Origin of the sequence: Streptomyces sp. NRRL WC-3742 (assembly GCF_000720635.1) — a bacterium.
GTDB lineage: Bacteria > Actinomycetota > Actinomycetes > Streptomycetales > Streptomycetaceae > Kitasatospora.
The window spans coordinates 1-23,589 of sequence record NZ_JOCF01000041.1 but is presented as its reverse complement, the minus strand read 5'-3'; the positions used below and the strand labels follow the sequence as shown (position 1 = coordinate 23,589).

Annotated in this window: 17 protein-coding genes; 15 read left to right on the top strand and 2 right to left on the bottom strand. The window is 71.5% G+C overall.

Annotated elements, in window-relative coordinates; all coding sequences use genetic code 11:
- Positions 1-198: 198 nt before the first annotated feature.
- The 6 genes from eccB (at position 199) to IH61_RS0122585 (ending at position 6,117) form a co-directional block, all read left to right on the top strand.
- Entirely contained in the window at positions 199-1,860 is a 1,662-nt protein-coding gene (eccB, locus tag IH61_RS0122610) for a type VII secretion protein EccB (protein WP_031072643.1), read from the top strand.
- A 180-nt stretch (positions 1,861-2,040) separates the two neighbouring features.
- A complete protein-coding gene (locus IH61_RS0122605) occupies positions 2,041-2,349 on the top strand; it encodes a WXG100 family type VII secretion target (protein WP_031072640.1) in 309 nt (102 codons plus the stop codon).
- Positions 2,350-2,437: 88 nt separating this feature from the next.
- Positions 2,438-2,731 carry a WXG100 family type VII secretion target gene (locus IH61_RS0122600; RefSeq protein ID WP_031072638.1) on the top strand — a complete coding sequence of 98 codons (294 nt, stop codon included), beginning with the start codon at positions 2,438-2,440 and terminating at the stop codon, positions 2,729-2,731.
- A gap of 117 nt (positions 2,732-2,848) precedes the next feature.
- Complete coding sequence (mycP, locus tag IH61_RS0122595; protein ID WP_234327293.1) at positions 2,849-4,102, top strand: type VII secretion-associated serine protease mycosin; 1,254 nt, start codon at positions 2,849-2,851, stop codon at positions 4,100-4,102.
- Positions 4,103-4,199: 97 nt separating this feature from the next.
- The gene (locus tag IH61_RS0122590) at positions 4,200-4,748 is read left to right on the top strand and encodes a SigE family RNA polymerase sigma factor (protein ID WP_031072634.1); all 549 of its coding nucleotides are present in this window, start codon (positions 4,200-4,202) and stop codon (positions 4,746-4,748) included.
- A 73-nt stretch (positions 4,749-4,821) separates the two neighbouring features.
- Entirely contained in the window at positions 4,822-6,117 is a 1,296-nt protein-coding gene (locus IH61_RS0122585) for a hypothetical protein (RefSeq protein ID WP_031072632.1), read from the top strand.
- Between the two features lie 97 nt (positions 6,118-6,214).
- Here IH61_RS0122585 and IH61_RS0122580 read toward each other — a convergent pair whose 3' ends face one another.
- Together IH61_RS0122580 and IH61_RS0122575 are read right to left on the bottom strand one after the other, a co-directional pair.
- On the bottom strand, positions 6,215-7,618 hold the full coding sequence (locus IH61_RS0122580) for an APC family permease (RefSeq protein ID WP_031072630.1): 1,404 nt from the start codon (positions 7,616-7,618) through the stop codon (positions 6,215-6,217).
- 373 nt (positions 7,619-7,991) lie between these two features.
- Positions 7,992-11,933 (bottom strand): type VII secretion protein EccC, encoded by a 3,942-nt coding sequence (locus IH61_RS0122575; RefSeq protein ID WP_031072628.1) that lies wholly within the window; start codon positions 11,931-11,933, stop codon positions 7,992-7,994.
- Positions 11,934-12,281: 348 nt separating this feature from the next.
- Here IH61_RS0122575 and eccD point away from each other — a divergent pair, with 348 nt between their 5' ends.
- From eccD to IH61_RS0122530, 9 genes are all read left to right on the top strand, one after another.
- Positions 12,282-13,742, top strand: a complete 1,461-nt coding sequence (gene eccD / locus IH61_RS0122570; protein ID WP_031072627.1) for a type VII secretion integral membrane protein EccD — start codon at positions 12,282-12,284, stop codon at positions 13,740-13,742.
- A gap of 189 nt (positions 13,743-13,931) precedes the next feature.
- Positions 13,932-14,222: a 30S ribosomal protein S15 gene (rpsO, locus tag IH61_RS0122565; RefSeq protein ID WP_031072625.1), complete on the top strand. Its 291-nt coding sequence runs from the start codon at positions 13,932-13,934 to the stop codon at positions 14,220-14,222.
- A 454-nt stretch (positions 14,223-14,676) separates the two neighbouring features.
- The gene (locus IH61_RS0122560; RefSeq protein WP_031072622.1) at positions 14,677-16,884 is read left to right on the top strand and encodes a polyribonucleotide nucleotidyltransferase; all 2,208 of its coding nucleotides are present in this window, start codon (positions 14,677-14,679) and stop codon (positions 16,882-16,884) included.
- 132 nt (positions 16,885-17,016) lie between these two features.
- The gene (locus IH61_RS0122555; protein WP_234327292.1) at positions 17,017-18,369 is read left to right on the top strand and encodes a M16 family metallopeptidase; all 1,353 of its coding nucleotides are present in this window, start codon (positions 17,017-17,019) and stop codon (positions 18,367-18,369) included.
- 35 nt (positions 18,370-18,404) lie between these two features.
- Entirely contained in the window at positions 18,405-19,151 is a 747-nt protein-coding gene (gene dapB / locus IH61_RS0122550) for a 4-hydroxy-tetrahydrodipicolinate reductase (protein WP_031072618.1), read from the top strand.
- Positions 19,152-19,158: 7 nt separating this feature from the next.
- On the top strand, positions 19,159-19,620 hold the full coding sequence (locus IH61_RS0122545; protein ID WP_031072616.1) for a tetratricopeptide repeat protein: 462 nt from the start codon (positions 19,159-19,161) through the stop codon (positions 19,618-19,620).
- Positions 19,617-20,348, top strand: a complete 732-nt coding sequence (thyX, locus tag IH61_RS0122540; protein WP_031072614.1) for an FAD-dependent thymidylate synthase — start codon at positions 19,617-19,619, stop codon at positions 20,346-20,348. The genes IH61_RS0122545 and thyX overlap by 4 nt, the downstream gene beginning before the upstream one ends.
- A gap of 215 nt (positions 20,349-20,563) precedes the next feature.
- On the top strand, positions 20,564-21,463 hold the full coding sequence (gene dapA, locus IH61_RS0122535; protein WP_031072612.1) for a 4-hydroxy-tetrahydrodipicolinate synthase: 900 nt from the start codon (positions 20,564-20,566) through the stop codon (positions 21,461-21,463).
- A 171-nt stretch (positions 21,464-21,634) separates the two neighbouring features.
- On the top strand, positions 21,635-23,320 hold the full coding sequence (locus IH61_RS0122530) for a ribonuclease J (RefSeq protein WP_031072611.1): 1,686 nt from the start codon (positions 21,635-21,637) through the stop codon (positions 23,318-23,320).
- Positions 23,321-23,589 lie beyond the last annotated feature (269 nt).

The following is a 23,589-nucleotide window of genomic DNA, read 5'->3' as shown; positions in this document are numbered from 1 at the left end:
CGCGGCGTCGTCGAGCGGTCTGGCTAGGCATCCCCCGGTGGCCCTCTCTGACTCGGTTGTCGCGGCCCGGCTGGCTGGTTCGTGGACCGTACCCGTACCGTACTCACCGTCCGCTGCCGCATCGTAGAGGGTTCGGGTCCGACGGTCCGACAAGGGGCAGGTGCGGCAGGCAAGTCCGACAAGGGGGACGACGAGCACATGGCATCGCGCCGGGACGAGCTGAACGCGTACACCTTCGCCAGGAAGCGCACGGTGGGGGCCTTCCTGCTGCCCTCCGGCGGCGGCAGCGACGAGGACGCGCCGCGGCCGGTCAAGGCGGTGCTGCCGAGTGTCCTGGCGGGGACGCTGATCGTGGCCGGCTTCGGCGTCTGGGGGGTGTTCAAGCCGAGCGCGCCGCTGCACTGGGACGAGGGCAAGGCCATCATCCAGGGCAAGAAGTCGACCACCCGGTACGTGATCCTGACGGACCCGGACGGGAGGACGAAGCGGCTGCACCAGGTGTTGAACATGTCCTCGGCGCGGCTGGTGCTGCCCGCCGACGCCAAGGTGGTGGTGGTCGACGACGACGTGCTGGACCGCTACCCGAACCACGGTCCGACGATCGGGATCCCGTATGCGCCGGACAAGTTGCCGAGCAAGGACAACGCCGGCCAGTCGATGAAGTGGTCGGTCTGCGACCGCCCGGGCTCGGACGACAAGCAGGCGACCGTCAACCAGGCGGTGTTCGTGGCGGCCGGTCAGGACGCGGCGGCGCTGGCGGCCAGGGACCGCATGCTCGCCCCGGACCAGCTGCTGCTGGTGCAGCAGGCGGACGACCAGCAGGTGTCGGCGGGTTCGGCCCAGGGCCAGGGCGCCGCGCCGGTGTTCCTGGTGGACGCCCAGGGCCGTCGGCACGAGATCGGGCCGCAGTCGGGCGACGTGGAGCGGAAGTCGCTGGTCACGGCCGTGTTCGGGCCCAACGCGGTGCCGCAGCGGGTCAAGCGGGAGTGGCTGGAGACGCTGGTGCCCGGCACCCCGATCACCTTCCCGGACGTCAAGGAGGTGGGCGACACCCAGGGCGCCAACTCCCGGGTGGAGCTGGACAACCTGGCGGACCGCAAGGTCGGGCGCCTGGTGCACTACCAGGACCGCCACTACGTCGTCGGCAAGGACCAGCTGTACGTGATCACCGCGTTCCAGGCGGAGCTGATCCGGCAGAACCCGGCCTACGGGATGCTCTACAAGTACGACCAGGACAAGCAGCCGCGCAGCGACGCGATGACCCCGGCCGACCAGTCCCTGCGCGGGAGCGACGTCAAACTGCCCGGCACGGGGGACGACTGGCCGCTGCGGACCGGGGCGCCGGTGAACAACTGGAAGGACCCGCAGGAGGACCGGCGCCGCCAGGTGGTGTGCAGCACCTACGACGGCGTCGCCGAGGACGGGAGGACGGACCGGCGCAGCGTCTGGGCGGGGCCCGCGTACCCGGCGCCGTACAACAACGGCGCCGGCGCCGCCTACGTGACGCCCGGTCACGGCCTGTTCTACCGCGCGGTGGACGCCTCCGCGGGCGGCTCCGGCACGGACTTCCTGATCACCGAGACCGGGCTGCGCTACTCGGTGCCCTCCAACGGCGACGGGCCGACCGCTCCCTCCGGTGGCGCCAAGTCGCCGACGGCGAAGCCGAGTTCGGCCGCACCCACGCCGGTCGCGGGCGATCAGCAGCAGCCGGCGCCGCAGCAGGACGAGCCGGGCGGCAACCAGGCGAGGCTGGGCTACCAGGGCCTCCAGCCGCTGCCCGTACCGCTCAGGTGGTCGAACCTGGTGCCGGCCGGTCCGCCGCTCACCGCCAAGGGCGCGGCGCAGCCCCAGAACGCCTGACCGACCGCTCTGGGCAACGGAGTTGGCCCTGTGTCATGGTCTGGTAACTGCCGGAGCAACTGTGTTGGGTGAGCTGCGTATGCCGACTACAGTGCTCCTGGACATCACCAGGGTGATGCTGCGGGCAGGCCACTCCCGGCCCGTCCGTACACAGGATGTTTCTCATGGGGGACGTGGAGCATGTCGGGTTCGGGCCAGTTCACGATGACCGCGCAGGAGATGACCGCTTTCGCCAAGCGGATCGGTGAGGCGATCCAGAAGATCCAGCAGGAGCAGACGAAGCTCATCAACACGGTCAGCAACATCACCGGCGGCTGGCAGGGCCAGGCGGCGACCGCCTACAAGAACCTGCAGCACTCGTTCACCGAGGACGTGAAGGCGCTGAACGCGTCCCTGCACGCGATCCAGGAAGCGATCGAGCGGACGACCCAGCAGTACGCGCGCACCGAGGCCGAGCAGGCGCAGCAGTTCACCGGCGCCCAGGGCTGATCGCCGCACCCGTCCGCATTCGTCCGCACCCCCGCTCCACCGGGCGTCCTCCATCGCCGGCGCCCGATCCTCGTCCAGGGAGAACATCGTGACCGACCACATCCTCGTCAACTTCCAGACCGTCCACCACGCCGCCGAGGAGGTGAAGGGCGTCGCCTCCCGGATCGACCACCTGCTCAACGACCTCAAGGGCGACGTCAAGCGCATCGCCGCCAGCTGGCAGGGCGCGGCCCAGGAGGGCTACCAGGCCCACCAGACGCAGTGGGACACCAAGGCCGCGCACATCCAGACCGTCTGCGGGCAGATCGCCACCTCGCTGGACCAGGCCGCGCTGAGCTACAAGAACACCGAGGACGCCAACGCCAAGCTCTGGCAGGGCTGATCCGGCCAGGGCTGATCGGGTAGCCCGGGCGGGAACGACGACAGGGGGTGGGTACCCGGTTCACGGGCGCCCGCCCCCGACGCGCGACACGGGGTGGACGACATGAGGAGTGGCAGGGTGTCCGGACACGGCTACCGCAGGGCCGCCGCGGCACTGGCCGCGCTCGCAGTGCTGGGCGGCCCGCTCGCCGCCCCCGCGCACGCGGACGGCCCGGGCATAGCCGCCGCGGGCGACTGCCCCAAGCCCGCCCCGGACGTGCCGACCGTCCCCTGGTCCCTGCAGCGGCTGCTGCTGGACGAGCTGTGGCAGGACGACAAGCCCGTGGGCGAGGGCAAGCCCAAGGGCGAGGGCGTGACGGTCGCCGTCATCGACACCGGCGTGGACGTCCGCAACCCGCAGCTGAAGGACGCGGTCGTCGAGGGCCGCAACCTGCTGGTCAACAAGGAGACCAAGCAGCCGGTCGAGGGAAAGTCCACGGACGACCCGGTCGGCCACGGCACCAAGGTGGCCGGCATCATCGCCGCCCGCAGGATCCCCTCCTCCGGGTTCGTCGGGCTGGCCCCGATGGCCCAGATCCGTTCGATCCGGCAGAACGACGCCGAGGGCAACGGCGACGTCGCCTCCCTGGTCGCGGCCATCCACGAGGCGGTCGACAGCGGCGCCAGGGTCATCAACATCTCGCAGGACGTGCGCGGCGCGGGCGACACCCGCTTCGGCGGCTACGCGGACCTCCTGGCGGCCGTCCAGTACGCCGAGCAGAGGAACGCCGTGGTCGTCGCCTCCACCGGCAACGACGGCAAGGAGGGCGACACCTACCCGGCCGCCTTCCCGACCGTCCTGGCGGTCGGCGCCTCCGACCGCAACAACGAGCGCGCGCCGTTCTCCCAGTACGGCGCCTTCGTGAAGGTCGCGGCGCCCGGCGTCAACATGCTCTCCACCGTCCCCGGCGGCGGCCAGTGCGTGGACAACGGCACCAGCTTCGCCGCCCCGTACGTCTCCGGGCTGGCCGCGCTGCTCGTCGGCGCCCATCCGAAGTGGAGCCCCGCCCAGGTGCGCGCCCGGATCGAGCAGACCGCCCAGCGCACCGAGCGCGGCCCGAACCGCTTCATCGGCTGGGGCGTGGTCGACCCGGTCAAGGCCGTCACCAAGGCGCCCGCGGACCCGCCGTCCGCGCCCGTCGAGGACGCTCCCGTGCAGCTGGCGGCCGCGCCGATCGTGCCGCAGCCGGTGGGCCTCGGTGAGACCCAGGCCGACCGGGACGGGCGCACCGCGACGTACGTGCTCGGCGTCGGCGCGCTGCTGGTCGCCCTGCTGATCGGCGGCGGCGTGGTGCTGCGCGACCACCGTCGGCGCTCCTCCGAACAAGGCTGAGCGGAACAGGGCCGAACGGGTCTGTAACACCGGCCGCCGCTCACCACGTCCTAGACGTGTCAGAGCGTGGGGGCACGGACGGCGGGGGAGCGAAGGCATGGGGTGGATCAAAGGCGGCGGCCGGGAGGCCAAGGACGCCGAGTTCCTGGAACTCGTCTCCAGCCGAACCTCCCACCTCTACCGCTCGGCCTGCCTGCTCACCAGCGGTGACACCCACTACGCCGAGGACCTCGTGCAGGAGGCCCTCAGCCGGATGTACGTGCTGTGGCGCCGCAGCGCGTTCACCGGAGGCCGGGGCCGGATCGACAATCCGGCGGCCTACACCCACACCGTGATGGTGCGGGTCTTCCTGTCCCAGCAGCGCCGCCGCTCCAGCGGCGAGCGCCCCACCGGCGACCTGCCGGAGCCGCAGGGGCGGGAGGACGCGGACAGCGCCCTGCGGCTGACCCTGATCGAGGCCCTCGGACGGCTCCCGGCCAAGGACCGGGCCGTCCTGGTGCTGCGCTACTGGGAGGACCGCAGTGTCGAGGAGACCGCCGAGACGATGCGCGCCTCCTCCGGCGCCGTCCGCACCCGCACCACCCGGGCACTGGCCCGGCTGCGCACCCTGCTCGGCGACGAGCTGGCCGAACTCGCGGCCCGCTGAACGCCGTTCGGCCGAGCCTGCTGTCGTCATCCACTCTCGCACCATCCGTGATCCGAGGAGACGGTGATCAACCATGTCCGATTCCGAGAAGTTCGAAGACGATCTGATCGTCGCGATGAGCCGCACCGGTGAGGGCTTCGAGCCCGGCCGGGCCGACCAGGGTGCCCTGGTGGCGGGCGGCTACGAGCGCGGCCGGCGCCGCTGGCGCCGCCGTTCGGCCACCGCGGTGGTCGGCGGCGCGGCCGCGCTGGCCCTGGTGGGCGGCGGCGCCTTCTACCTGACCGGCACCCAGGCGAAGAGCGAGGGCACGGTGGTCGCCGCCGCCTCCCCGGCGGCCTCCGCCGCCTCCGGGATCACCCCGGGCTCGGCGCCCTCCACCGCGGCCGCCACCAAGAAGGCGACCCCCGTCAGCGGCGACGAGGTGCTGGCCGCCTTCAAGGCGCTGCTGCCCGCCGGCCAGACCACCGACGCCCACGGCAGCGGCACCGAGCCGCCGGCGGGCAAGCCGGACGCGGTCGGCTTCGCGGGGGCCCAGGTGGTCTTCGACGACGGCCAGGGCAAGGCCGCCATGGGCATCTCGATCACCCGCCTGGCGGAGAACAACCCGAACCGCTCGCAGAACACCTGCCCGGACAGGAAGCTCGTCCCGTACGACGCCTGCGCCACCACCACGACGGCCGACGGGGGCACCCTGACGATCCTCCAGGGCTACGAGTACCCCGACCGGCACGTCAGCACCAAGTGGTGGAACGCCAAGCTGATCGGCAAGGACGGCCGCCAGATCGAGCTGTCCGAGTGGAACTCCCCGGCGGAGAAGGACTCGCCGGACAGCCGTCCGAACCCGCCGCTGTCGCCGGAGCAGCTGAAGGCGATCGTGACCGACAGGTCCTGGGACAAGGTCGTCGCCTCGATCGCCGAGCCCAAGCCGATCAAGGTACGCGACACCAGCAAGGAGTACACGGCGAAGGAGATCCTGGCCGTCACCGCCGGTCTGCTGCCGGCCGGCCTCCAGGAGACGGAGACCTCCGGCGAGGGCCTGGGCTACGCCAACTTCGTCGTGAACGACGGCAAGGGCAAGTCGCTGGTCCAGCTCAACGTGCAGGACTGGAGCAGCAGCAAGGACGTCAAGGGCGAGCTGTTCGGCGGTGTCGAGGCAGGGCCGGACGGCGTCAAGGTGGTGATCCGCCAGGAGGGCGGCAACCCGGCCATGTGGACGGTCGACACCCTGCACCCCGACGGCCTGCGGGTGGTGATCAGCTCCTTCAACAGCGGCACCCAGAAGACGCCGGCCACCCGCCCCGCTCCGGTGCTGACCGACGACCAGATGAAGGCGATCGCCGCCAGCCCGCTCTGGAAGCTCAAGAAGTAGCCGCGCCCGTAACGCGGCGGTGCCCCGGGCTGGGGGAGGCCCGGGGCACCGCTGTGTGGGGGGAGGTGTGGGGGAGGGGGAGGGACTGGGGGAGGGCTCAGCCCTGCTGGTCCTCGGGGAGGCTGATCACCCAGCGGGTGTCCTGCCGGGGGCGCAGGTAGAACAGCCAGTAGAGGGTGGCGGCGGCGGTGATGCCGCCGGTCCACAGCAGGGGCTCGGTGTCCAGCTTGGTCATGACGTACAGCAGGACGGCGACCAGCACGGCCGGGATGACGGGCCACAGCGGCATCCGCCAGGCGGCGGCGTGCTTGTGGTGGCCGCGGCGCGACAGCAGCGCGGCGACGGCGACCAGCAGGTACATCCCGGTGACGGCGACGCCGGTGATGTTGCTCAGCAGCTCGCCCTTGACGAAGCACAGCGCGGCGCCGGGCAGGCCCACCGCCAGGGTGGCGACCCACGGGGAGCCGAAGCGGCCCAGGGTGGAGAACGCCTTGTTGACCGGCTCCGGCCACGCCTTGTCGCGGGCGGAGGCGAACAGCACCCGGGAGTTCTGGATGACCATGACGATGCCGGCGTTGATGATGGCCAGCGCCACGCAGAGGCTGATGAAGGTGCCGACCGCGGAGTTGCTCCAGGCGGTGACCATCGCGGACAGGTCGCCGGAGGTCAGGGTCTGCAGGTCGGGGGCGCCCACGGTGATCGCGACGACCGGGACGAGGATGATCGCGGCGGAGATGCCGAGCGTCCACAGCACGGTGCGCGAGACGTTGCGGCGCGGGTTCTCCATCTCCTCGGAGAGGTAGACGGCGGTGGAGAAGCCCTGGGTGATGAACAGGGCGATGCCCATCGCCCCGACGATCGCGCCCACGCTCACCGTGGTGGTGGCGCCGGCGTCCCCGGCGACCACGCCGTGCAGCAGGCTCGGGGCCCCGCCGTGGGCGTGGGAGAAGCCGAGCACCGAGACCACGCCGGCCGCGATGACCTCCAGCACGAGGAAGACGCCGGTGATCCAGGCGTTGGCGCGCAGGTCCAGCAGGCCGGCCAGGGTGGCGGCCAGCATCACGGCGGCGCCGGTCATGGCCTTGTCCAGGTGCAGGACGGGCGCGAGGTAGGCGGCCGTGCCGAGGGCGATGACCGAGGGGACGATCATCACCACGATCAGCGAGAGCACGAAGACCAGCCAGCCCATCAGCCGCCCGGCCAGGGTGCCGACCATCGCGTACTCGCCGCCGGCGCTGGGGATCAGCGTGCCGAGCTCGGAGTAGCAGAAGGCCACGGCCACACAGAGGACGGTGCCGATCGCGATGGCCAGCGCGGTGGCGCTGCCTATGCCGGCGAAGAGCTCCGGCACGATCACGAACAGCGTGGAGGCCGGGGTGACGCAGGACAGCGTGAGCAGGGTCCCGCCCACGACGCCGATCGAGCGCTTGAGTTGCTGGGGTGCGGCCGCCCCGGCCGCCGTGGCGGCTACGGACTGTGGCGGGCGAAGCGTGTCGGTCATGCGGCTTCCGATCGACTGTGCGGTCCTGGGATGGGAGCGGTATCGCCTCCGCTGGCTCGCTGCTCGGGTTCTGGTCAGTGCGCTCCCGGGCCGCAATGGAACCTCCGGCGTACGGACGGCGTCAACGCCGCGAATGCTGCGGAATTCGTTGCGGACGAGCGCATGAACATGCGGCGACGGCCGCCCCCACCCGCCCCCGCACCAGCCCCGCCGGGTACGGGAACCGCAGCAGTACCCCCGAAATATCCGCATAACGTTTCGGAACCCGAGACGCCGAAGGGGCCGGACTCCGCGGAGCCGACCCCTTCGATCACTTTCCGTCACCATTCCCCGACGTTTCGGGCCCGCAGCTCCGGGGGGAGGCGGGGGAGGCTCACGCCACCGGCAGCCAGCCCGTCTGCACCATCTGCCCGGCGGTCACCCGGCGCGAGACGAACACCCCGCGCCCCGGCGGCAGCGCCTGCGGCCGTACGTTGCCCAGCAGCGCGCCCTCGTCCCGGTTGCCGGACAGGACCACGCCCTGCCCGCCCAGCTCGCGCATCCGCTGCATCACCGGCTCGTACATCGAGCGCCCGGCGCCGCCCGCGCTGCGGGCCACGATCAGCCGCAGGCCGATGTCCCGGGCGAACGGCAGGAACTCCGCCAGCGGCGCCAGCGGGTTGCCCGAGCTCGTCGCGACCAGCTCGTAGTCGTCCACGATCACGAACATGTCCTTGCCGCTGTACCAGCTGCGGTTGCGCAGCTGCTCGGCCGTGACGTCCGGGCCCGGGAGGCGGCGGGCGCAGGCCCCGCGCAGCATGTCGACGATCGTCGCCATGGCGGGCTGCGCCGCCGCGTACTCCACCAGGTACTCCTCGGGCACCGTGCCCAGCAGCGCGCGCCGGTAGTCGCCGACCACGATGCCCGCCTGGTCCGGCGTGTAGCGCTCGGTGATCTGCTTGATCAGCAGGCGCAGCATCGCCGACTTCCCCGACTCGGTGTCGCCGAAGACGATGAACAGCGGGTCCGTCTCGAAGTTGACGAACACCGGCGCCAGCTCGGCCTCGTCCACGCCGAAGGCCACCCCGCGCTCGGGGTGCTCGAAGCCCTTCGGCAGCGAGAAGCCGTCCAGCACCGCCGGCAGCATCCGCACCTGCGGGGCGCGCGGGCCCGCCCAGGCGCCGTCGACGGCGGAGACCAGCGCGGCCACCCCGTCCTGGAGGTCCACCACCGTCGAGGCGCCGTCCAGCCGGGGCAGGCCCGCCAGGAAGTGCAGCCGCTCCGGGGTGATGCCGCGCCCGGCCGAGGCCGGCACGTTCTGCGCCACCCGGCGGTCCACCTCCGACTCCATCGCGTCGCCGAGCTTCAGCTCCACGCGGTTCTGCAGCAGGTCCTTCAGCGCCGGACGCACCTCCGCGTACCGGGCCGCGGTGACCACCAGGTGCACGCCGTAGCCGAGGCCCCGCTGGGCGATGTCGGCGATGACCTGCTCCAGCACCTCGAACTCCTGCTTGAAGGTGTTCCAGCCGTCGATCACCAGGAACACGTCGCCGAACGCCTCGTCCGGCAGCTGCCCCGCCCCCCGCCGGGCCCGGTACGTGGCGATGGTGTCGATCCCCGTCGCCCGGAACAGCTCCTCGCGCCGGTTCAGCACCCCGTGCACCTCGGAGACCATCCGGCGCACCTTGTCCACGTCCAGCCGCCCGGCCACCCCGCCGACGTGCGGCAGCCCGGACAGCGAGCCGAAGCTGCCCGCACCGAAGTCCAGCAGGTAGAACTGCGCCTCGCGCGGGGTGTGGGTGACGGCGAAGGAGGCCACCAGCGTGCGCACCACCGTCGACTTGCCCGAGCGCGGACCGCCCACGATCAGACCGTGGCCGGCCGCCCCGGAGTAGTCGACCTCCAGGATGTCCGTCTTCTGCTCGCGCGGCTTGTCCACGACGCCGATCGGCACCCGCAGCCGCCCGCCCGGGTACGCCGGCGCCGTCAGCCCGCGCTCGGGCACCACCTGCAGCGGCGGCAGCAGGTGGTCCAGGCTCGGCGCGTCCTCCAGCGGCGGCAGCCACACCTGGTGCGCCGCCGGGCCCTGGCCCGTCATCCGCTGCACGAACACGTCCAGCACCGTGTCCACCAGCGCGTCGTCCTGCTCCGGCGCCGCCGGGGCCTCCTCCTCCACCGGGTCCGGCAGGTCCACGAACGCCGCCGTGAACTCCACCGGCCTCGCGTTCAGCCGCCGCCCGCCCGTCGACCGCTGCTGCCCCGGCGCCCGGTACGGCCCCGAGACGTACGCGGCCTTGAACCGGTCCATCACGTCCTCGCCGAACTTCAGGTACCCCACGCCCGGCACCGGCGGCAGGTGGTACGCGTCCGGCACGCCGATCGCCGCCCGCGACTCCGCCGCCGAGAAGGTCCGCAGACCGATCCGGTACGACAGGTACGTGTCCAGGCCGCGCAGCTTGCCCTCCTCCAGGCGCTGCGAGGCCAGCAGCAGGTGCACGCCCAGCGACCGGCCGATACGGCCGATCTGGATGAACATCTCGATGAAGTCCGGCTTGGCGGTGAGCAGTTCGGAGAACTCGTCGATGATCAGCACCAGCGAGGGCAGCGGGTCCAGCGCCGCGCCGGCCGCCCGGGCCCGCTCGTACTCGTGGATGTTCGCGTAGTTGCCCGAACGGTGCAGCAGCTCCTGGCGGCGGTGCAGCTCGCCCTCGATCGCGTCCCGCATGCGGTCCACGAGGGTCAGCTCGCCCTCCAGGTTGGTGATCACCGCGGAGGTGTGCGGCATGTCCGCCATGCCCAGGAACGTCGCGCCGCCCTTGAAGTCGGCGAGCACGAAGTTCAGCGTCTCCGAGGAGTGCGTCATCGCCAGCGCCAGCACCAGCGTGCGCAGCAGCTCCGACTTGCCCGAACCGGTCGCGCCCACGCACAGGCCGTGCGGGCCCATGCCCTCCAGCGCGGCCTCCTTGATGTCCAGGTACACCTGCTCGCCGTTGGCGCCCACGCCGATCGGCACCCGCAGCCGCTCGTGCTGCGCCCTCGGCCGCCAGCTGCGCGCCACGTCGAAGGAGCCCGGATCGCCCGAGCCCATCAGGTCGGTGAAGTCCAGGTTCGACAGCAACGGCTCGTCGTCCCCGCCCGCCGACACCCGGTACGGCGCCAACTGCCGCGCCAGCGCCTCGGACTGCCAGGTGGACAGCAGGTCCGGCCTGCCCGTGTACGTCGCCCCCGAGGCCGAACGCAGCACCAGCTCCTCGGAGTTGACCGTCACCATCAGGTGCCCGGTCGGCTCGTCCACCTCACCGGGGACGACCTCGATGACCGTCACGCCCTGCAGCCCCTCCGGGCTCGCCAGCAGCGAGTCGTGCGGCACCGCGGCGCCGTCCATCACCACCACCAGGTGCGGCTGGTCCGGCTGCGCCGCCGCGTCCCGGACGAACCGCTGGCGGCCGGACAGCTCATCCTGCAGCAGGAACTCGAGATCGCCCAGGTCGTGGGCCGTCAGCCGGCGCGAACCCGCGCCGTCGCCCTCCTTGCGGTGCTGGTTGTGCGGGAGCCACTTCGTCCACTCCCACTCCTCGGCCGCGCCCGGGGCCGCCGCGACCGCCACCAGCAGGTCGTCCGGCGAGTGCAGGGTCGTCAACTGGGCGATCATCGCCCGCACGTTGCCGTACACCGAGTCCGGGTCCCCGCACACCGTGATGTGGTAGAACGCCCGCAGCGACACCGCCAGCGGCAGGTCCTGCAGCGTGCCGTGCGCCTTCAGGAACGAGTGCATCGCCGCCGAGGACAGCGGCTCCAGCTCGTCCCTCGGCGCGGTCTGCGGCGCCACCAGCGGGGTCGACAGCTGCACCGGCCCCAGACCCACCCGGATCTGCGCGAAGTCCCCGTCCCCGGAGCGCCGTTCCCACAGCCGCCGCCCGTCCGCCACGATCGACCACAGCTGGTCCGGCGCCGGGTTCAGGAACAGCAGCGCGCCGCGCTGGCTCTCCGCCGTCCGGCGCACCTGACGGCGCATCTGCTGCAGGTACTTGAGGTAGTCGCGCCGCTCGTCCGCCAGCGCCGTCGACCCGCCCTTACGGGCCCGGACCACCTGCGCCAGCACCATGCCCAGCGTCGAGGCGACCATCAGACCGCCCATGATCTGCATCACCGGCTGCGCACCCGGCGCGAAGAAGAACACCGCCGAACCGCCCATGCCCAGCATGGGCAGGATGCTCATCAGCCAGTCCTCGCCGCCGTGCCGCGGAATCTCCGGCGGGCTCTCCAGCTCCACCGGATCGTCCGGCACCGCCGGCGGATAGGCCCTGGCCGGGCGCTTGACCGTGATCACACCCATGTGTCATCCACCCCGCGGCGTCGATCGATCACTTCGGCATCAGCCCTCACGCAACTGGACTCGTACGGCTCGTACGGAACTTGGGCTCCCCCCGCCACCGACGGCCCCCGCCCCCCACGCGCAGGGGCCGATCCTAACGGTCGCCCCCGCACCGTCCGCCAGCGCCCGGGCTCCGACGCGCCCGGGCACGAACCGACCCGGTAGGGTAACGCCGCGCCAACTCGCGGCCAGGCCCACCCCGTTCACCGGTCCACCGGCCGCCGCGCAGCAGCCACACCGAGCGCCGCCGCGCGGCGGCGCCGTCAACGAGGGGGAGCGCCCAGTGCGTCGAAGGATCGAGGGGCGGCCGTGACCAGTCCCGCCGCGACCGGCTACTGCCGGGTCACCGTCGTCGCGCCGGACCGCCGGATCGACGTCGCCCTGCCCGAGGACGTCCCGCTCGCGGACGTCTACCCCGAGGTGCTGCGCCTGGCCAACCAGAGCCAGCCCGACGGCACCCCCACCGGCTTCCACCTCGTGCGCCGCGACGGCACCGTCCTCGACAGCGGCCTGCCGCTCGCCGCCCAGCAGGTCCGCGACGGCGACCTGCTCGCACTGCGCCCCTTCGCCGAGTCCCTCCCGCCGGCCGTCTACGACGACGTCGCCGACGCCATCGCCAGCGCCGTCCAGGCCGACCACCGCTTCTGGACCGCCGAACTCATGCGCGCCTTCGGCCTCATCGGCGCCGGCGTCCTGCTCACCCTGCTCGGCTTCGCGCTCTGGTTCTCCGACCTGCGCCACGACATGCACGGCCTGCCCGGCGTCCTCGCCGGCGTCACCGCCGTCGTGCTCACCGCCCTGGCCGGCGTGCGCGCCCGGGTCTACCAGGACGCCCACGCCGCCCTCGCCCTGGGCCTCGGCGCCCTGCCGCACGCCCTGATCGGCGGCAGCGGCCTCCTGTCCGTCGCCCACCGCGGGGACGGACCGGGCCGCCTCCAGTTCCTCGCCGGCTGCATCGCCGTCCTGGTCCTCGCCGTGCTGCTCGCGGGCCTGCTGCCCGAGAAGGACGCCGTCTTCGTCGCCGCCGCCCTCGTCGCCGCCGCCGGCTCGCTCGCCACCTTCACCGCCGTCCTGATGCCCCGCACCCCCGCGGGGAACATCGCCGCCGTCACCGGCGTCACCGCCGTCGCCGCGATCGGCTTCCTGCCCAGCCTCTCCGCCCGCTTCGCCCGCCTGCCCGTCGGCTTCAGCGCCCCCGGCCAGAGCCGCACCCGCAGCCGCGACTACGACGAGGAGGCCGAGCGCGCCGAGGCCGTCCAGTACGAGCGGATCGCCCACCAGGCCCGCCGCGGCCACGAGGTGCTCGTCGGCCTCGTCGGCGGCTGCGCCGCGGTCGTGGTCGGCGCGAGCGCGGTCCTCGCCTTCACCGACCGGACGTACCCCGAACTGCTCGCCCTGGCCCTGGGCCTGGCCACCATGCTGCGCGCCCGGCTCTTCCGCTACACCGCGCAGGTGCTCAGCCTCACCGTCGCCGGACTGCTCGGCCTGTGCCTGCTGATCGTGGGCCTGTCCCTGCACACCCCGCAGTTCCTGCTGCGCGCGGCCGGCTCCACCACCGAACTCGACCTGCGCACCGTCTGGCTCGGCGCCTCCATCGCCCTCGGCGCCGCGCTGCTCACCGCCATCGCCCTGGTGGTGCCCCGCAGCGGCGTGTCCCCCTTCTGGGGGAGGGTGCTCGACCTGGTCGACAGCCTCACCCTGATCGCCCTCGTCCCGCTGGCGCTCGCCGTGCTGGACGTGTACCGGCTGGTCCGGGGCGCCACCGGCTGAGCACCCGCCCCGGGGCGGCGGACGGGGCGGCGGACGGGGCCTGGGCGGGCACTGGTACGCTTGGCCTTCGAGCGCAGCCGTGTGTCCGCCCCCAGGGGCGCCGACCACCGGCCTCGCTCCCGACACCGAGTTCTCGTTGAGTCCTGTGCTGTCGACCAGGACCGCTCGGTAGACCCTGAAGGAGTTGCAGTGGCTCTCGCCTCTGACGTCAAGAAGCAGATTTTCGCCGAGTTCGGCCAGAAGGAGGGCGACACCGGCTCCCCCGAGGTCCAGGTGGCCATGCTCTCCCGTCGCATCTCGGACCTGACCGAGCACCTCAAGACCCACAAGCACGACCACCACTCGCGCCGTGGCCTGCTGATCCTGGTCGGCCAGCGCCGCCGCCTGCTGCAGTACCTGGCCAAGAAGGACATCGAGCGCTTCCGTACGCTCGTCGACCGCCTGGGCATCCGCCGCGGTGCCGCCGGTGGCGCCCGCTAAGACCGCCGCACGGGGCGGCTCCCCACACCGGGGAGCCGCCCCTCGCGCGTATGCCGCGGCCTTCCGGCCGCGGCGCCCGCGCATAACAACTCGCGCGCACCTCCCCAGGTGGCCGAGGATTGCACCGTAGGGTTGTGGGCATGCCGGGTGATGGCGCAGCAGCGCGCCACCCGAGCAGAAGGACCCGAACCCCCGCGGGACGAAGGCTTCAAACGGAAGCCGCCCGCATCCGAGAGAGCGTCCAGACGCGGACCGCCCACCCGGCCCGGCAGCCGAAGCCGCCGGTCCTCGGTAGTGGCCCCCGGAAGCCCCGCAGACGAGCGGGGCGCACCGGAGGCTTCGATCGAAGACCGGCCCGACTGCCGCCCTCCCAGAGGGGAGGGCCCACCGGGCCAACCGCAGGCAGGACGCGGGGGCGCTCTCCCGGAGACGTACGAAAGAGGAGATCTTCCAGGTGGAAGAGAACGTGTTCTACGCCGAGGCCGTCATCGACAACGGCGCCTTCGGCACCCGTACCATCCGCTTCGAGACCGGCCGCCTGGCCCGTCAGGCCGCCGGTTCCGCCGTGGCCTACCTCGACGACGACACCATGGTGCTGTCGGCCACCAGCGCGTCCAAGCAGCCGAAGGAGCACTTCGACTTCTTCCCGCTGACCGTGGACGTCGAGGAGCGGATGTACGCCGCGGGCCGCATCCCCGGCTCGTTCTTCCGTCGCGAGGGCCGGCCCTCCGAGGACGCGATCCTCACCTGCCGCCTGATCGACCGCCCGCTGCGCCCGTCCTTCGTCAAGGGCCTGCGCAACGAGGTCCAGGTCGTCTGCACCGTGATGGCGCTCAACCCGGACCACCTGTACGACGTGGTGGCCATCAACGCGGCCTCCGCCTCCACCCAGCTGGCGGGCCTGCCGTTCTCCGGCCCCATCGGCGGCGTGCGCGTCGCGCTGATCAAGGGCCAGTGGGTCGCGTTCCCGACCCACAGCGAGCTCGAGTCGGCCGTCTTCGACATGGTCGTCGCCGGTCGCGTCATGGCCGACGGTGACGTCGCGATCATGATGGTCGAGGCCGAGGCCACCGACAAGACCATCAAGCTGGTCGAGGGCGGCGCCGAGGCGCCGACCGAGGAGGTCGTGGCCGCCGGCCTCGACGCCGCCAAGCCGTTCATCAAGGTGCTGTGCGCCGCCCAGGCGCAGCTGGCCGCCCAGGCCGCCAAGCCGACCGCCGAGTTCCCGGTCTTCCTGGACTACCAGGACGACGTGCTCGCCGCGCTCACCTCCGCCGTCAAGGACGAGCTGGCCCAGGCCCTCACCATCGCCGGCAAGCAGGAGCGCAACAACGAGCTCGACCGCGTCAAGGCGCTCGCCGCCGAGAAGCTGCTCCCCGAGTTCGAGGGCCGCGAGAAGGAGATCAGCGCCGCCTACAACGCGCTGACCAAGAAGATCGTGCGCGAGCGCGTCATCAAGGACAAGGTCCGCATCGACGGCCGCGGTGTCACCGACATCCGCACCCTGGCCGCCGAGGTCGAGGCCATCCCGCGCGTCCACGGCTCGGCCCTGTTCGAGCGCGGCGAGACCCAGATCCTGGGCGTCACCACGCTGAACATGCTCCGCATGGAGCAGCAGCTCGACACGCTCTCCCCGGAGACGCGTCGCCGCTACATGCACAACTACAACTTCCCGCCGTACTCGGTCGGCGAGACCGGTCGCGTCGGCGCCCCCAAGCGCCGCGAGATCGGCCACGGCGCCCTGGCGGAGCGGGCCCTCATCCCGGTCCTGCCGACCCGCGAGGAGTTCCCCTACGCGATCCGCCAGGTCTCCGAGGCGCTGGGCTCCAACGGCTCCACCTCGATGGGCTCGGTCTGCGCCTCCACCATGTCGCTGCTGAACGCCGGTGTGCCGCTGAAGGCCGCCGTCGCCGGCATCGCCATGGGCCTGATCTCCCAGGAGATCGACGGCGAGACGCACTACGTCGCGCTGACCGACATCCTCGGTGCCGAGGACGCGTACGGCGACATGGACTTCAAGGTCGCCGGTACCCGCAACTTCATCACCGCGCTGCAGCTGGACACCAAGCTGACCGGCATCCCGGCCTCGGTCCTGGCCGCCGCCCTCAAGCAGGCCCGCGACGCCCGTCTGCACATCCTCGACGTGATGAACGAGGCCATCGACTCGCCCGACGAGATGTCCCCGAACGCGCCGCGCATCATCACCATCAAGATCCCGGTGGACAAGATCGGTGAGGTCATCGGCCCCAAGGGCAAGATGATCAACCAGATCCAGGAGGACACCGGTGCCGAGATCACGATCGAGGACGACGGCACCATCTACATCGGTGCCTCCGACGGTCCGGCCGCCGAGGCCGCCCGCACCACGATCAACCAGATCGCCAACCCGACCATGCCGGAGGTCGGCGAGCGCTACCTGGGCACCGTGGTCAAGACCACGACGTTCGGCGCGTTCGTCTCGCTCATGCCGGGCAAGGACGGCCTGCTGCACATCTCGCAGATCCGCAAGCTCGCCGGTGGCAAGCGCGTGGAGAACGTCGAGGACGTCCTCGGCGTCGGCGCCAAGGTGCAGGTCGAGATCGCCGAGATCGACCCGCGCGGCAAGCTCTCCCTGATCCCGGTCGTCGAGGGCGAGGAAGCCGGCGAGGCCGCTTCCGAGTGAAGCGCCGCTAGCTGACCCTTGCGGCCCGTACGCCTCCCGGCGTGCGGGCCGCACCCTGTTGTCCACGCGTCCTGATCCACGCGTTCGTCCGCACGTGCCTTCCCGCGTGCGTTTCCTCTGGAGGTACCCCCCGTGGCCGAGGCCCCGGCGGTAACGCAGCGTCCCGGAACCACCCGGACCCTGCTCAAGGGCGTCGACGGCGCCGGCACCGTGCGCCGCACCGTCCTGCCCGGCGGCCTGCGGGTCGTCACCGAGACCCTGCCGACCGTGCGCTCGGCGACCTTCGGCATCTGGGTCGGCGTCGGCTCGCGGGACGAGACCCCGCAGCTCAACGGCGCCACCCACTACCTGGAGCACCTGCTCTTCAAGGGCACCGAGCGGCGCAGCGCGCTGGACATCTCGGCGGCCCTGGACGCGGTCGGCGGCGAGATGAACGCCTTCACCGCGAAGGAGAACACCTGCTACTACGCGCGGGTGCTGGACACCGACCTGCCGCTGGCCGTCGACGTCGTCTGCGACATGCTCACCGGCTCGCTCATCCGCCCCGAGGACGTGGAGGCCGAACGCGGCGTCATCCTCGAGGAGATGGCGATGGCCGAGGACGACCCGGGCGACGTGGTGCACGACCTGTTCGCCAAGGTGATCTTCGGCAGCGGCCCGCTCGGCCGCCCGATCCTCGGCACCCAGGAGACCATCAACTCCCTGACCAGGGAGCAGATCGCGGGCTTCTACCACCGCCGCTACCGCCCCGAGCACCTCGTCGTCGCCGCGGCCGGCAACCTGGACCACCGCAAGCTCGTCCGGCAGGTCGAGAAGGCGTTCGCCCCGGTGCTCGCCCGCTCCAGCGCCGTGCCCGCCGAGGCCCGCCGGGGCGTCAAGGCCGTGCGGGCGGCCGGCAAGGTCGAGGTGCTCAACCGCTCCACCGAGCAGGCCCACCTGGTCCTCGGCGTGCCCGGGGTGCCGCGGCACGACGAGCGCCGCTGGGCGATGGGCGTCCTCAACGCGGCCCTGGGCGGCGGGATGAGCTCCCGGCTGTTCCAGGAGGTCCGGGAGAAGCGGGGCCTGGCGTACTCGGTGTACTCGTACTCCTCCTCCTACGCCGACAGCGGCCTGTTCGGCATCTACGCCGGCTGCCAGCCCAAGCGCGTCGAGGAGGTGCTGCGGATCTGCCGCGAGGAGCTCGCCAAGGTGGTCGCCGACGGCATCACCGAGGAGGAACTGCACCGGGCCATCGGCCAGATCTCCGGCTCCACCGTGCTCGGCATGGAGGACACCGGCTCGCTGATGAACCGGATCGGCAAGGCCGAACTCAGCTACGGGCACCACCTGTCCGTGGACGACATGCTGGAGCGCATCGCGGCGGTGACCCTGGAGGACGTCCACGCGGTCGCCCGTGATGTCCTGGGGGCGTACCGGCCGTCGCTGGCGCTGATCGGTCCGGTCAACGACAAGCGGGCCGCCAAGCTCGCCGATCTGCTCGTCTGACTTTTCCGCTGGGTTCCGCAGAGAGGACTTTCGCTATGACGCTGCGTGTCGCCGTGATCGGCGCCAAGGGACGCATCGGCTCCGAGGCGGTCAAGGCGGTGGAGGCCGCGCCGGACATGGAGCTGGTCGCCACCCTCGGCCGCGGCTCCGACCTGGAGGAGCTGACCCGCTCCGGCGCCCAGGTCGCCGTCGAACTCACCCACCCCGACGCGGTGATGGGCAACCTCGACTTCTGCCTGCACCACGGCGTCCACGTGGTCACCGGCACCACCGGCTGGACGGACGAGCGCCTCGCCACCGTCCGCGGCTGGCTGGCGGAGGCCCCCGAACTCGGCCTGCTGATCGCCCCGAACTTCTCCATCGGCGCGATCCTCGGCATGCGGTTCTCGCAGATCGCCGCGAAGTACTTCGAGTCCGTCGAGGTGGTCGAACTCCACCACGACAACAAGGCCGACGCCCCCAGCGGCACCGCCACCCGCACCGCCCAGCTGATCGCCGCCGCCCGCGCCGAGGCCGGCCGCCCCAAGCAGCAGGACCCGACCACCCACAGCCTGCCCGGCGCGCGCGGCGCCGACGTGGACGGGATCCCGGTGCACGCCGTACGGCTGCGCGGCCTGCTCGCCCACCAGCAGGTGATGTTCGGCGACACCGGCGAGACGCTCACCATCCGGCACGACTCGCTGCACCACAGCAGCTTCATGCCGGGCATCCTGCTGGGCGTGCGCAAGGTCGTCGAGACCCCCGGGCTTACCCTCGGCCTCGAACACTTCCTGGACCTGTGAGCCCTGAATGACCTCTCGTACCGGCTTCTTCCTCCTCTCCGGCGTGCTGCTGCTGGTGGCCCTCCTGTGCGTCGGGGAGGGCGTCCAGCTGATCGCCACCGGCAAGCCGCTCGGCATCGGCATCGGGATCTGCGCCTTCGTGATCCCGGTGATCGGCGTCTGGTTCCTGCGCCAGACCGTCCGCTTCGGACGCGACAGCGAGCGGCTCGCCCGTGAGCTGGAGGCGGAGGGCGGGCTGCCGGTCGACGAGCTCGCACGCAGCAAGGGAGGCCGGATCGACCGCGCCTCGGCCGACGCGGTGTTCGCCCGCCGCCAGGCCGAGGCGGAGGCCGCCCCCGGCGACTGGCGCGTCTGGTTCCGCCTCGCCGTCGCGTACGCCGACGCCGGCGACACCCCCCGCGCCCGCAAGACCATGCAGCACGCCATCAAGCTGCACAGCACCGAACCCGCAAGGAGTAGTACCGCGTGAGCGAGGAACAGAAGGCCCCCGCCTTCCGCAGCGACGTGACGGTGGAGCTGGTCCGCAGCGCCGCCGCCGACTCGGACGTCATCTGGGCCGCCCGCGTCTCGACGGCGGGGGAGCAGTCCCTGGAGGCGGTCCAGCAGGACCCGGAGAAGTCCAAGGGCCTGATCAACTTCCTGATGCGCGACCGGCACGGCACGCCCTTCGAGCACAACTCGATGACCTTCTTCATCAGCGCGCCGATCTTCGTCTTCCGCGAGTTCCACCGCCACCGCAGCGGCTGGTCGTACAACGAGGAGTCCGGCCGCTACCGCGAGCTGGAGCCGGTGTTCTACGTCCCCGCCGAGGACCGCAAGCTCGTCCAGCAGGGCCGCCCGGGCAAGTACGAGTTCCACGAGGGCACCCCGGAGCAGCACAGGACCACCACCGAGGCCATGGAGGCTTCGTACCGCGAGTCCTACGCCCGCTACCAGGAGATGCTGGCGGCCGGCGTGGCCCGCGAGGTCGCCCGCGCGGTGCTGCCGGTGGGCCTGTTCTCCTCGATGTACGCCACCTGCAACGCGCGCTCGCTGATGCACTTCCTCTCGCTGCGCACCAAGCGGGACAACTCGGCGGTGCCGTCCTTCCCGCAGCGCGAGATCGAGATGGTCGCCGAGCGGATGGAGGAGCAGTGGGCGCAGCTCATGCCGCTCACCCATGCGGCCTTCGAGAAGCACGGTCGGGTCGCCCCCTGACCTGGGACGACGGGCATCCGGCAGAGTGTCCGGCATGTCTGGATTGCGGCTTTTCCGACCGCTCCCTACATTCATGAACACGGATTCCGGTGCTGCCCGAACCCCCGAGCGGGCAGCACCGGAATCCCATGTCCGGGCCGTACGACCCCTCTGACCTGTCCGAACCCTGGACCGGCATGGGTGCCGCCCCACCGCCTACGAGTAGCTTTGGACGCATGGCTCCGACCTCCACCCCCCAGACCCCGTTCGGCCGGGTCCTGACCGCCATGGTCACCCCGTTCACCGCCGACGGCGGGATCGACCTCGACGGCGCCCAGCGCCTCGCCGCGCACCTCGTCGACTCCGGCAACGACGGCCTCGTCGTCAACGGCACCACCGGTGAGTCCCCGACCACCACCGACGCCGAGAAGGCCCAGCTCGTCCGCGCCGTGGTGGGGGCGGTCGGGGATCGTGCCCACGTGGTGGCCGGAGCCGGCACCAACGACACCCGCCACAGCGTCGAGCTGGCCCGCCAGGCCGAGGCTTCCGGGGCGCAGGGCCTGCTGCTGGTGACGCCGTACTACAACAAGCCCCCGCAGGAGGGCCTGTACCGGCACTTCACCGCCGTCGCGGACGCCACCGGGCTGCCGGTCATGCTGTACGACATCCCGGGCCGCAGCGGCGTCGCGATCGCCCACGAGACGCTGGTCAGACTCGGCGAGCACCCGCGCATCGTCGCCAACAAGGACGCCAGGGGCGACGTGGCCGCCGCCTCCTGGGCGATCGCCCGCTCGGGCCTCGCCTGGTACTCCGGCGACGACGTCCTCACCCTCCCGCTGCTGTCGGTCGGAGCCGTCGGCGTGGTCAGCGTCGCCGGGCACCTCGTCGCCGGCGAGGTGAGGACGATGATCGAGGCTCACCTGGCCGGCGATGTGGCCAAGGCCACGGCCGTCCACCAGAGCCTCCTGCCGGTGTTCACCGGTATCTTCCGCACGCAGGGCGTGATCCTCACCAAGGCCGCCCTCGAACTCCAGGGCCTCCCCGCCGGGCCGCTGCGACTGCCGCTGGTCGGTGCGACGCCCGAGGAGATCGCGAAATTGAGGCAGGATCTCGCCGCCGGCGGGGTACACCTGTAGCAGACACAGACGTGCGTGCCCCGGCTCGCCGGACCCTCACGGGCCCGCCGCTGGACCGGACAGAAGGCGCGAGAGCACAGACCCAGTAGGAAGAACGCCACTGAGAACGCACGCCATATGTCTCCAGGGGGAGGACCCCGGGCATATGGCGTGCGTCGTGAGGAGAGTCTTTTGAGCCACCCGCATCCCGAACTCGGCGCACCCCCGGCACTCAAGGAGGGCGCCCTCCGCATCACCCCGCTCGGCGGTCTCGGCGAGATCGGCCGCAACATGACGGTCCTGGAGTACGGGGGCCGCATCCTGATCATCGACTGCGGCGTCCTCTTCCCCGAGGACGAGCAGCCCGGCGTGGACCTGATCCTCCCGGACTTCACCTACATCCGGGACCGCCTCGACAAGATCGACGGCATCGTCCTCACCCACGGGCACGAGGACCACATCGGCGCCGTCCCGTTCCTCCTGCGGGAGAACCCGGACATCCCGCTGATCGGCTCGAAGCTGACCCTCGCACTGATCGAGGCCAAGCTCGCCGAACACCGCATCCGCCCGTACGTGCTGGAGGTCAAGGAGGGCGAGCGCGAGCGCATCGGCCCCTTCGACTGCGAGTTCATCGCGGTCAACCACTCCATCCCGGACGCCCTCGCCGTGGCCGTCCGCACCCCCGCCGGCATGGTCGTGGCCACCGGCGACTTCAAGATGGACCAGCTGCCGCTCGACGGCCGCCTCACCGACCTGCCGACCTTCGCCAAGCTGGCGGAGGAGGGCATGGACCTGCTCCTGGTGGACTCCACCAACGCCGAGGTCCCCGGCTTCATCCCGCACGAGCGCGACATCTCGGCGGCGCTGCGCAACGTCTTCGCCAACGCGGACAAGCGCATCATCGTCGCCTCCTTCGCGAGCCACGTGCACCGCATCCAGCAGGTGCTGGACGCCGCGCACGAGTACAAGCGCAAGGTCGCCTTCGTGGGCCGCTCGATGGTCCGCAACATGGGCATCGCCCGCGACCTCGGCTACCTCAAGGTGCCCGGCAACATGGTCGTGGACGTCAAGCAGCTGGACGACCTCCCGGACAAGGAGGTCGTGCTCATCTGCACCGGCTCGCAGGGCGAGCCGATGGCCGCGCTGTCCCGGATGGCCAACCGCGACCACCAGATCCGCATCGTCGAGGGCGACACGGTGGTCCTCGCGTCCTCGCTCATCCCGGGCAACGAGAACGCCGTCTACCGCGTGATCAACGGCCTGACCCGCTGGGGCGCCAAGGTCGTGCACAAGGGCAACGCCAAGGTGCACGTCTCCGGCCACGCCTCGGCCGGCGAGCTGCTCTACTTCTTCAACATCTGCAAGCCGCGCAACCTGATGCCGGTGCACGGCGAGTGGCGCCACCTGCGGGCGGCCGCCGAGCTGGGCATCGCCACCGGCATCCCGCGCAACCGGGTGGTCATCGCCGAGGACGGCGTCTGCGTCGACCTGGAGAAGGGCGTCGCCCGGATCGTCGGCAAGGTGCAGGCCGGTTACGTCTACGTCGACGGCTCCTCGGTCGGCGACATCACCGAAGCCTCGCTCAAGGACCGCAGGATCCTGGGCGAGGAGGGCTTCATCTCGGTCTTCGTCGCGGTCGACTCGACCAACGGCAAGATGGTCGGTGGCCCGACCATCCAGGCCCGCGGCTCCGGCATCGACGACAACGCCTTCGTGCCCGTCGTCGCCAAGCTCCAGGAGGCCCTGGACCGCTCGGCCAGCGACGGCGTCCTGGAGCCCCGCCAGGTGCAGCAGCTCGTCCGCCGCACCATCGGCAAGTGGGTGGCGGACAACTACCGCCGCCGGCCGATGATCCTGCCGGTCGTCGTCGAGGTTTGAGCCTGCTGAGGCTGGTTTGACGTGGGGCAGCCCGGTGCGTAATGTTCTCCGGGTTGCCCCACGGGACGAGCCCCAAGGAAGTTCTCGAATTTGAATTCGAGAAGGACCGGGAAAACGGACCGAGAAGCTCTGATAGAGTTCGGGAGCGCCGAAAGGCGAAAGCCAAATCGGATGAATGAAACTCCGGAAAACGGAGCGGAAAACATCTGATAAGCTGGAAACACGAAAGAACGAAGCGCCCGGAGGGCCCGCTGGAAGGCGGTCCGAAG